The 10,456-nt window shown below is 36.2% G+C and carries 11 protein-coding genes; 6 read left to right on the top strand and 5 right to left on the bottom strand.

All coding sequences use genetic code 11. The features are described from left to right. The first annotated feature begins 94 nt into the window (after positions 1–94). The 3 genes from rlmD to JO950_RS03965 are packed head-to-tail and all read left to right on the top strand — an operon-like array spanning position 95 to position 2,852. Positions 95–1,507, top strand: a complete 1,413-nt coding sequence (rlmD, locus tag JO950_RS03975) for a 23S rRNA (uracil(1939)-C(5))-methyltransferase RlmD (protein WP_202701351.1) — start codon at positions 95–97, stop codon at positions 1,505–1,507. Positions 1,508–1,519: 12 nt separating this feature from the next. Continuing rightward, on the top strand, positions 1,520–2,065 hold the full coding sequence (locus JO950_RS03970) for a DUF6452 family protein (RefSeq protein WP_202701349.1): 546 nt from the start codon (positions 1,520–1,522) through the stop codon (positions 2,063–2,065). Next, the gene (locus tag JO950_RS03965; RefSeq protein ID WP_202701347.1) at positions 2,037–2,852 is read left to right on the top strand and encodes a DUF6048 family protein; all 816 of its coding nucleotides are present in this window, start codon (positions 2,037–2,039) and stop codon (positions 2,850–2,852) included. The genes JO950_RS03970 and JO950_RS03965 overlap by 29 nt, the downstream gene beginning before the upstream one ends. Before the next feature lie 71 nt (positions 2,853–2,923). Here the strand turns inward: JO950_RS03965 and JO950_RS03960 are convergent, their stop codons facing one another. From JO950_RS03960 to JO950_RS03945, 4 genes are all read right to left on the bottom strand, one after another. Beyond that, a complete protein-coding gene (locus JO950_RS03960; RefSeq protein WP_202701345.1) occupies positions 2,924–3,322 on the bottom strand; it encodes a hypothetical protein in 399 nt (132 codons plus the stop codon). Positions 3,323–3,380: 58 nt separating this feature from the next. Next, a complete protein-coding gene (locus tag JO950_RS03955) occupies positions 3,381–4,073 on the bottom strand; it encodes an aspartate/glutamate racemase family protein (protein ID WP_202701343.1) in 693 nt (230 codons plus the stop codon). Positions 4,074–4,087: 14 nt separating this feature from the next. Beyond that, positions 4,088–4,324 (bottom strand): hypothetical protein, encoded by a 237-nt coding sequence (locus JO950_RS03950; protein WP_017498385.1) that lies wholly within the window; start codon positions 4,322–4,324, stop codon positions 4,088–4,090. A 236-nt stretch (positions 4,325–4,560) separates the two neighbouring features. Further along, positions 4,561–5,718 carry a class I SAM-dependent RNA methyltransferase gene (locus JO950_RS03945; protein ID WP_202701342.1) on the bottom strand — a complete coding sequence of 386 codons (1,158 nt, stop codon included), beginning with the start codon at positions 5,716–5,718 and terminating at the stop codon, positions 4,561–4,563. A gap of 168 nt (positions 5,719–5,886) precedes the next feature. Here JO950_RS03945 and JO950_RS03940 point away from each other — a divergent pair, with 168 nt between their 5' ends. The 3 genes from JO950_RS03940 (at position 5,887) to JO950_RS03930 (ending at position 7,774) form a co-directional block, all read left to right on the top strand. After that, positions 5,887–6,651, top strand: a complete 765-nt coding sequence (locus JO950_RS03940; RefSeq protein WP_089078465.1) for a bifunctional 2-polyprenyl-6-hydroxyphenol methylase/3-demethylubiquinol 3-O-methyltransferase UbiG — start codon at positions 5,887–5,889, stop codon at positions 6,649–6,651. Between the two features lie 89 nt (positions 6,652–6,740). Next, the gene (locus JO950_RS03935) at positions 6,741–7,409 is read left to right on the top strand and encodes a ZIP family metal transporter (RefSeq protein ID WP_202701341.1); all 669 of its coding nucleotides are present in this window, start codon (positions 6,741–6,743) and stop codon (positions 7,407–7,409) included. 203 nt (positions 7,410–7,612) lie between these two features. Further along, entirely contained in the window at positions 7,613–7,774 is a 162-nt protein-coding gene (locus JO950_RS03930; protein WP_202701340.1) for a hypothetical protein, read from the top strand. Between the two features lie 177 nt (positions 7,775–7,951). Here JO950_RS03930 and JO950_RS03925 read toward each other — a convergent pair whose 3' ends face one another. Beyond that, entirely contained in the window at positions 7,952–10,339 is a 2,388-nt protein-coding gene (locus JO950_RS03925) for a TonB-dependent receptor domain-containing protein (protein WP_202701339.1), read from the bottom strand. Between the last annotated feature and the right edge of the window lie 117 nt (positions 10,340–10,456).

The raw sequence follows: 10,456 nt of genomic DNA, 5'->3' as shown, positions 1-10,456 counted from the left end.
CTTTTAAACTTGATTAAACCACTAAATTAGGCAATTTGATAAAATATTTTAAAAATTAAATTTATAAAAGTTTACAAACCCTTATTTTTGCGCTATGGGAAGAAAAAATACAGACAAAATTGTCTTTCATCAAATTCAGGTTCTTGATGCAGGAGCAAAAGGAGTATCAGTAGCAAAGGCTCCTGACGGAAAAGTAATCTTTATTCCGAATGTCGTTCCTGGCGATGTAGTAGACGTACAGACCTTTAAGAAAAGAAAAGCCTATTATGAAGGCAAAGCCGTAAAATTTCACGAATTATCAGAGCATCGTATTGAGCCAATCTGCGATCATTTTGGTGTTTGTGGAGGATGCAAATGGCAAAATATGAAATACAGCCAACAGCTGTATTACAAACAAAATGAAGTAAAAAATCACTTACAGCGTATCGGAAAAGTAGAGCTTCCCGAATTTGAAACCATTTTGGGTTCTGAAAAACAATTTTTCTACAGAAACAAAATGGAATTTTCATTTTCTAACAGCCGTTGGTTAACCGAGAAAGAAATTGGAAGTACGGAGGATTTAGGAAACCGAAATGCTTTAGGATTCCATATTCCGAAAATGTGGGACAAAATTCTGGACATCCAAAAATGTCATTTACAGGAAGATCCTTCAAATGCCATCAGAAATGAGATTAGAGCTTTTGCTAACGAACATAACATGGCTTTCTTCAATCCAAGAGAGCATTCCGGTTTGTTGAGAACGGTAATGATTCGTACAGTATCTACCGGTGAGATTATGGTTTTGATCCAGTTTTTTGAGGATGATCAAAAAAACCGCGAACTGATTTTGGATCACCTTTACGAAAAGTTCCCGCAGATTACCTCGTTACAATACGTGATAAATGCCAAGCAAAACGATACTATTTACGATCAGGATATTAAACTATACAAAGGAAGAGACTATATACTGGAAGAAATGGAAGGTTTGAAATTTAGCATCAACGCTAAATCTTTCTACCAGACTAATTCAGATCAAGCCTACGAGTTGTACAAAATAACACGTGATTTTGCAGGGCTTACAGGAAACGAAACAGTTTATGACTTGTATACCGGAACGGGAACTATTGCACAATTTGTCTCAAAAAAGACGAAAAAAGTAATTGGTGTAGAAAGTGTTCCTGAGGCTATTTTAGATGCTAAAGCAAATGCAGAGCGCAATAATATTACCAATTGTGAGTTTTTTGTTGGTGACATGAAAGTTGTTTTCAACGAAGCCTTTATCGCTCAGCACGGAAAACCGGATGTTATTATTACCGATCCGCCAAGAGATGGTATGCATGCTGCGGTTGTTGATCAAATTTTGAAGATTGCTCCTAAAAAAGTCGTTTATGTGAGCTGTAATTCAGCAACTCAGGCACGTGATTTGGCTTTAATGGACGAAAAATACAAAGTAACCCGTGTCAGACCTGTTGATATGTTTCCACAAACACACCATGTCGAAAATGTTGTGCTTTTAGAACTTCGATAACAAATTATCTAAATGAAAAAAATAATCTCTCTTTTACTAATCTTTACTTTTGGTTTGTCCAGCTGTGAAAAAGATGACATTTGTGATGCCAGTACACCTACTACCCCGCGTCTGGTAATTACCTTTTATAAAGATGCCGAACCTACTGTAAAAGAAAACGTAATAAATCTAAAAGTAACCGGAGAGGGAGAAAGTAAGGGAATTGTTTTCAACAAAAGCATAACAGACGAAGATAATCCTTTAAGATATGTAACCAATTCGAATACAATCTCGATACCTTTGAGAATAGACCGAAATACCACCACATATGATTTTGTTTATAACTCTCAGAGCACTAATCCTGCTACCAGAAACAGCGATCGGATAACATTTTACTATACTCGTGAGAATGTATATGTATCAAGAGCCTGTGGATTTAAGACCGTTTTTGATCTTGATCCGCTAAAACCCAACGACCTAATCGACCCGGCTGGCGATGGGTTCTGGATAAAACAAATTTTTACAGACATAAAACACATTGAATCTGAAAATGAAACACATATTAAAATATTTTTATAGTTTTTGCTTACTGTTTTCAATGTTCTTAGGTCAGGCTCAGGAAACATCGGATACAGCTGCACCTAAAGAGATCGTAAAAACAAAACCGAAAGCCCAAACTGCTAAACCAGCTGTTAAGGAAACTAAACAGGATAGCATCAAAACGGATCGTTACGGACTTCGTGTGGGGGTAGATTTGTACAAATTAACCCGTGGATTATATGACAAGAATTATAAAGGTATTGAAGTTACTGGGGATTTTCGTCTGACCAAAAAATACTATCTGGCTGCCGAACTTGGTTTTGAAGACAAAACTACCGACGATGACCGATTAAATTCAACAACAACCGGAACTTACATCAAAGGAGGTTTTGACTACAATTTGTACCAAAACTGGTTGGACATGGAAAATTTAATCACCATTGGACTTCGAGGTGGTTTCAGTACTTTTAGTCAGCAATTGAATACCTATAAAATTTACAACCCAAATCCATACTGGGGAGAACAGCCGGCAATTGTTTCCGGTCAAAAATACAATGGTCTTACTGCAGGTTGGCTTGAAGTGGCAATGGGTGTAAAAGCAAAGGTTTTTAACAATGTGTTTGTTGGTTTTGGCGTTCAGCTTAAACTGTTGGCTTCTAATAAAAAACCTTCCGGATTTGACAACCTTTATATTCCAGGCTTTAACAGAACGTATGATGGCAGCTTCGGAATCGGGTTTAACTATACCGTTTCTTACTTCATTCCACTTTATAAGAAGAAGACAATCATTCCTGAAACCATAAAAAAGGAAACTATTAAAAAGTAATAAATTCCAAATTTTAAAAATTCCAAATTCCAAACCGTGCAATAGGTACCGTTTGGAATTTGTTTTTAAAGCTAAAATCTGTCTTCGACTCCGCTCAGACAGACAGCTTCGACTCCGCTCAGACAGACAGCTCCGATTCTGCCCAAACAGACAGCTTCGACTCTGCTAAGACTGGCTGCTTCAACTCTGTCAAGACTGGCTGCTTCGACTCCGCTCAGACAGACAGCTTCGACTCCGCTCAGACAGACAGCTTCAACTTTGCTAAGACTGGCTGCTTCGACTCCGCTCAGACAGACAGCTCCGATTCCGCTCAGACAGACAGCTCCGATTCCGATCAGACAGACAGCTTCGACTCTGTCAAGACAGACAGCTTCAACTTTGCTAAGACTGGCTGCTTCGACTCCGCTCAGACAAACAGCTTTGGCTTCGTCCAAACTGATACTACGGGAATTAAAAAAGATAAATTCCAAATAATCTATAATACTATTTGGAATTTATCTTTTTTAAAAACTGTTTTTTTCTACCTTTTTATGACAATTGAAATTCAATAGCAGCAGTAGAATGAATTAAAGTAGTATCAAAAACCGGGACAGCAACATCTTCTGGCTTTATCACCAAGGGAATCTCGGTACAGCCTAAAACAATCCCTTCAGCGCCTTCTTTTATCAATTGATTGGCAATTTCCAGATAGCGCTTTTTAGTGGCCTCAGTCACCAAACCTTTTCCTAATTCTTCAAAGATTGTGGTGTGCATAAAATCGCGGTCGGCATCATTTTTAGGAATGATAGTCTCGATTCCTTTTTCGGCTAATTTATCTTTAAAAAAATCAAGTTCCATGGTAAACTTCGTTCCCATCAAACCTACTTTTTTCACTTCTTTCTTCTGAATCGCCAATGCCGTTTCAGTCGCAATGTGAATAATTGGCAAATCAATCGCTTTTTCAAGTCGGTCAGCAATCAAATGCATGGTATTCGCACACAAAACAATAGCTTCTGCCCCGCCCTGCTTAAGAAACTGACACCCTTTTAAAAGCAAATTAAAAGTCGCCTCCCAATCATTGGCATCGTTATTCTTTTTAATGTCGGCATAATTGAAAGAATAAATCAGACACTCTGAGAAATTAAGCCCTCCCAGCTCATTATTAATCCCCTCATTTATAAGTTTGTAATAATCTGCTGTAGAAACCCAGCTAATTCCGCCGATAAGTCCAATTATCCTCATATACAATCCATTAATTATCCAATTTCTCTAATTCCTTTTATAAAAATCCATTTCATGAAAAGCTTCTCTCCATCTTTAGTCTTTACGGATTGAAATTTAGGCGAAATCAATGTAGCGACAATAAAAGCGGTCATTGGAATCCAAAATCCCGTTAATCCGGTATAAGAAGCTACTAAAAATCTCCCTAAAATAAATAGAATCGCGAAACATCCTAATTGGTATAAAAAAGCTCTTACTTGTAGTTTTGTCATTTTTCTTTAAGTTGCTAAGGTTCTGAGGAACTAAGATTCTAAGATTATACTTCGTAGATTCCTTAGTCCTTTTTTTTTAACCTTAAATTATTATTGTTTTTTTGAGGTGCTAAGACGCTAAGACTCTGAGGTTCTAAGATTTATTTTAGTACTTCAATATTGAAATAAAAAATAGTACAAAATAAATTTCTCAAACCAAATCTCTTAGTGCCTTAGGGACTTAGCCCCTTAGAACCTTAGACCTGAAATTTCGTTCTCTTACTTCCCTCGTACATCTCGTATTTTACCAAACGTGCTTCAAGACTTCCGTTGAAAAGTTTAATTTTTCGGGATGGTTTTAAACCTACAAATTTCAGAGCTTCAAGATTGGCCGTAATAAACCAGGCGTTTGTACCCGGGTAGCTTTTCTTTAGAGTATCTCCGATATTTTTGTAGAATTCTTCCATATGGATATCCAGACGCTCATCGTAAGGTGGATTGAAAACCATGTGTAACTTTCCTTCTACCGCTTTTTCACTATCAAAAAAGTTATCCTCACTTACGGTAACATAATCTTCCAAGTTGGCGTTTCGGATGTTGTCTTTGGCTTTATTTACAGCACTTGGCGCTTTATCAAACCCTTTTATAGTGTAATGAAATTCTTTTGTTTTTTTCATCAAGCTGTTTACAATCTGATCAAAAAGATCGTTATCCCAATCTTTCCATTTTTCGAATGCAAACTCTTTACGATTAATATTCGCCGGAATATTGCAGGCGATCATAGCTGCCTCTGCCAGAAAAGTTCCGGAACCACACATTGGATCTACAAAATGACTCTGTCCTTCCCATCCTGATAACAGTAATACTCCCGCAGCCAAAACTTCGTTGATTGGCGCAATATTCGTTGCAGTTCGGTAACCACGCTGATGCAGTGAATTCCCTGAAGTATCCAACGCAACAGAAACCTGGTCTTTATCGATATGAACATTAATTCGTAAATCCGGAAAAGCTTTATCGATACTCGGACGCTGTCCTGTTCTTTCCCTAAACTGATCCACGATAGCATCTTTACATTTTTGAGAAACAAATTCAGAGTGGTTGAAATAAGTGGAGTGTACAGTCGCATCAATTACAAAAGTCTGATTGGCATTTAATAATTTAGACCAGTTTACTCCCGAAATTCCTTTGTACAGTGCCTGTTCATTATTTGCTCTGAACGAATAAATAGGTTTTAGAACTTTAAGTGCAGTACGAAGCGATAAATTAGCTTTATACATGAATCCTTTATCTCCTTTAAAGCTTACCATTCGCACTCCTTTTTCGACATCCTGAGCACCTAGAGTGCGCAATTCATTCTCTAATATTTCTTCAAAACCAAAAAAACATTTGGCTATCATTCTAAAATTTTCTTCCATCTTTATTTTTGAATTATTTCAAATGTACTGCTGTTGACCTCTGCATCTGCATATCCGTACACCTGCTGCATTTCCGCAAGGATTCATAGAGGTATCGTTGCGAAATAGTTATTTTTCGGCAAAAATACACTAAATTTGCCGGACTTTGAATTAATTGAAATAGAATAAATGTCTGAAGCAGCAAACTCATCCTCACCAAATCAGGAACGTAATACCGAAAATTGGTTTACTTCATGGTTTGATACTCCCTATTACCATATTCTTTATAAAGACCGAAATTATCGCGAAGCTCAGATTTTCATGGATAATCTAACCCATTATCTGAATTTGCCTGAAAAAGCGAAAGTACTAGACCTGGCTTGCGGAAAAGGGCGTCACTCTATTTATTTAAACCAACTAGGCTTTAATGTTTTAGGTGCCGATTTGTCCGAAAACAGTATTACAGAAGCTACAAAAAACAGTAACGAAACACTGCATTTTAAAGTGCACGATATGCGTGAACCTTTTGAAGAAAAGTTTGATGCGATCTTTAATCTATTTACCAGTTTTGGGTATTTTGAAAGTGACGACGATAATTTAACCACCCTTAAAGCCATTAAAGAAAGTTTATCTGAATACGGTTTTGCGGTAATCGACTTTATGAACGTTACTCAGGTTATCGAAACTTTGGTACCTGAAGAAGTAAAAAGTGTGGACGGAATTGATTTCAAAATCAAAAGGTATGTGGAGGACGGACATATTTTTAAAGAAATAGATTTTGAGGACCAGGGACAAAATTACCATTTCACAGAAAAAGTAAAAGCCTTAACTTTAAAAGATTTTGAAGAACTAATGGCAGAAGCCGGAATTTTCCTGTTGGATATTTTTGGAGATTATAAACTCAAAAAATTCCACAAAACCGAAAGTGAACGATTAATCATGATTTTTAAATAAACTGTTTAATCGTTTATTTGTTTAACTGTTTAATCGCTGAACAAAAAACGATTAAACAGTTAAACAAATCAACGGTTAAACCATAAAAAATGAATTATCTACTCCCCTTATTCTCTGTACTTTTAGGTTATATGGTGGCTTTGTTTTTAAAACCAAAGAGCAAAACCAATCTAAAGCTGCTGCTTGCGTTTAGCGGTTCATTTTTATTGTCCTTAACCGTAATGCACCTGTTACCTGAAGTTTATGAAACACATAAGCACAATATTGGTATCTTCATCATGCTTGGAATTTTATTCCAGATTATACTGGAGTTTTTCTCTAAGGGAGCCGAACACGGTCACGTTCATGGACATGCTAAGATGTCACAGATTCCGTGGCTGCTCTTTACCAGCTTGTGTATCCATGCTTTTCTGGAAGGTTTTCCGGTAAGCCATCATCATGGTCTGGCTCTTGGAATTGCTATTCATCATTTACCAATTGCCGTAATTCTGACCACCTTTTTTATCAATGCAGAGCTGAATAAAAAAGCCATTTTTGCTTTCATGCTTGCCTTCGCAGTTATGACACCATTGGGTACCGTTGCCTCTGAATATTTACCCGTTCTAAGCAAATATTATACTGAAATTACAGCCATCGTTATCGGAATTCTGTTTCACATCTCGTCCACCATTATTTTCGAAAGCAGCGAAGGACATAAATTTAATGTTGCCAAAGTCTCTATGATTGTTTTGGGGATTCTTTTGGCCTTTATATTATAATCGCAAAAAGAAGAAAAAATCATTGTTGCGGTTTAATATTGCTGTAAAATGTGTCGTTCCGCTGGAACTTATTTTGAATGCGACTTATTTTCAACGGATTAAAATCCGTTGCTACAAAATTTGTGGTTCCTTCGGAACTTAATTGTTTGATTGTTTTTATTGCTAACTCAGGTTAATTTAATTTCAAAAAGAAGCAAAAATCATTGTCGTGGCTTAAAATTGCTGCGGAATGTGTCGTTCCGCTGGAACTTGTTTTGAACATACCTTATTTCAACGGATTAAAATCCGTCGTAGAAAAAGATATCATAATAAAAAGAACCATCAGTTCGACCCATATTGTAGCGACGGATTTTAATCCGTCGTAGAAAGCAAGCATCATAATAAAAAGAGCCGTAGGTTCGGTACCAACGTCATTAAATTAAGAGATTTTAGATTCTAGATTTATGAAACCTGGGAAAATAGATGATAGTATTATTAAGCAATACCAAATTCGAAATCTACAATCGTTAATCAAAAATCAGCAATCATTTTACGGATTATTTTTAATTCCCCGTTCTATTTTTCTCCTCCTGATTTCCAAAATCACGCTGTTTCACGTTTATTTTTTTGTTCCCAAAATTATAAACAACAGACAAACGTAAAAATCGGTTGGAGAAGTTCTGACTGTATACCTGCTTTACACCATTTACAACCGAAACCAAATCTTTTAAATAAGAGGTATTAAAAATATCATTGGCCAGAAAAGCAATCTGCAAGGATTTATTCAGCACCTCCTGTTTAAAACCAATATCAAAACTCGACATATACCCCGTTTTGTACAAACCACTTCGAGAAGGTGTATTGTAATTAAAATCAATTTGAAGTTTAGAATTTTTACCTAATGAAAAGGTATTGTTCGTCGAAAAATTGATTTCCAGACTATTTGACGGTGTGGCATTAATAGCTGCAATAAACTTCGTTTTTGATCCTAAAAAGTACAAGGTATTTTCACTCTGCCACCAGGAAGCTAAGGCAGCCGAATAACTTTCTCCAACCCCATACTTTAGATCTCTGAAATAATTCTCTCGGGTTACAATTTGCGTATTGGTTTCGGGAATTGAGGTAAAAATCACGCCATAACCGTCATTGATCACGTTAAAGAAAACATTGGTTCGCAAAACTCCTTTATACGAATGAGTCAATTCAAAATTATCACTAAAAGAAGGTCTCAAAAACGGATTTCCTTCAGAATAACTGTTGCTGTTAATGTAATTACGAAAAGGATTCAGCAAATCAAACTGAGGTCGGCTGATTCTTTTTCCATAATTAAAACTAAAATTGTTACCGTCATTTTCTTTGTATGAAACATAAACTGTAGGAAATAATCTCAAATAATTATTTTTTGTTTCCTCGTTTAAGGTTTCTGAAAAACCACTCGTTTGAGTATTTTCAAGTCGCAATCCCAATTGAAGATTCCATTTCTCACTGAGTTTTTTATCTCCGTTAACGTACACTGCCTGATTGTTCTCCGTATACCTGAATCGGTTGGACTGATTGGGATCCAATTCCGGTGTTTCTGTAATCGTATTGTAGTAAAGTACATAACTCTTACTGTTTGTAAAACTCATTTTTGTACCATATGACAAATTGAATGCTGTAAGCGGATGTTCCATATCTGCCTTAAAACTCCAGTTATCAATATCCTGATCGGAAATATTTCTTGCCGACTGATTAATCCCTGCAAATGAATGATCCGGTCTGTAATTGTAGGCGATCGCATTTCGGTCGAATTTTGAATTGTAATTAAAATAATCCACATCAAAAGACAATTTTCTGCCTAAAGAATCCAATTTTGCAATCAAATGCCCGTGATAAGTCTGGTTGCCGGACTGCTTATCCACAAAACTATTGTTCAGTATATAATTGTCCAGTTCATTTTTAGTATTGTAATTATTAATTCTGATATCCGACTTAAAATCCGGATTACTTCTGTCTTTTAAAACCTGAAAACCTATGGTTATGCGATCTGAAAAATCATAATCCAAAGCTAATTTTCCGGACAAACTCTCATCGGTAAATTTTGTATTGATAATCATCTCAGAAAGTCCGTCAGGAAAATACATATCCAGAAACTCATCCGCATATTTATGTCCTTTCTTTCCATTAATACTGGCAGAAAACCTAAACTTATTTTTGTTGTAAAAGAAATTATCTCTTAAAGTCAAAGCCCCGTATTTATTCTGATCATAAGTTGCTATGGAACTGTTCTTCCAGGAATTTCGGGTACCTTTTTTCAATACAATATTAATAAGTCCTCCCGTTCCTTCGGCTTCGTATTTTGCGGGAGGTGTACTGATAATTTCAATGTTCTTAATATCTGCTGCTGATATCGATTTTAAATAGTTGTTTAGTTCTTCTCCTGTTAACTCAACGATACGTCCGTCAATCATCACGCGAGAAGTCCCTTTGCCTAATATACTGATCGTCTCTTTTTGAACCACAACACCAGGTGCCGTATTGATCGCGCTTAAAGCATCACCACCAACATTTGTGACATTATTTTCGAGATTGTACACCAAACGATCTGTTTTTTGCTCGATGGTATTCTTTTTAGTTTTAATTACTACTTCTCCCAGCTGAGTAGTATTCTCTTTCAAAACTATGGTTTCTAAATCGGTATCTTTTTTAATCGCGATCTGCTTTTCGTAATCAACAAATCCCAGCAGACTTATTCCTATTTTATAAAAGCCTTCTTTTAAATTAAGTTCAAAAGAACCGTCCGGCTTACTGGTTGTTCCTTCAATAATTTTTCCTTCTGAATTGAATACGGACACATCTGCCCATTCTAATGCAGTAGTTTCACTGGCTATTTTTCCTTTTAATTTTGCAGTTGTTTGTGCTAAACCCAACACCGGTAATACTAAAATAATAAGGAGGTAAACTTTTTTCATGATTTCTGGTTTTAACTTGTTCGATTAATTATGAAGCAAAGTTGTTGCAGAAATTTTCGGAATTCGACCGACAAAAAAAAGTCGAACTCATTTTCTCAACAGAAATGAGTTCGACTT

This window comes from Flavobacterium sp. UGB4466 (genome assembly GCF_903469665.1).
Taxonomy (GTDB): domain Bacteria; phylum Bacteroidota; class Bacteroidia; order Flavobacteriales; family Flavobacteriaceae; genus Flavobacterium; species Flavobacterium lipolyticum.
This window is presented reverse-complemented; position numbering and strand designations above follow the sequence as displayed.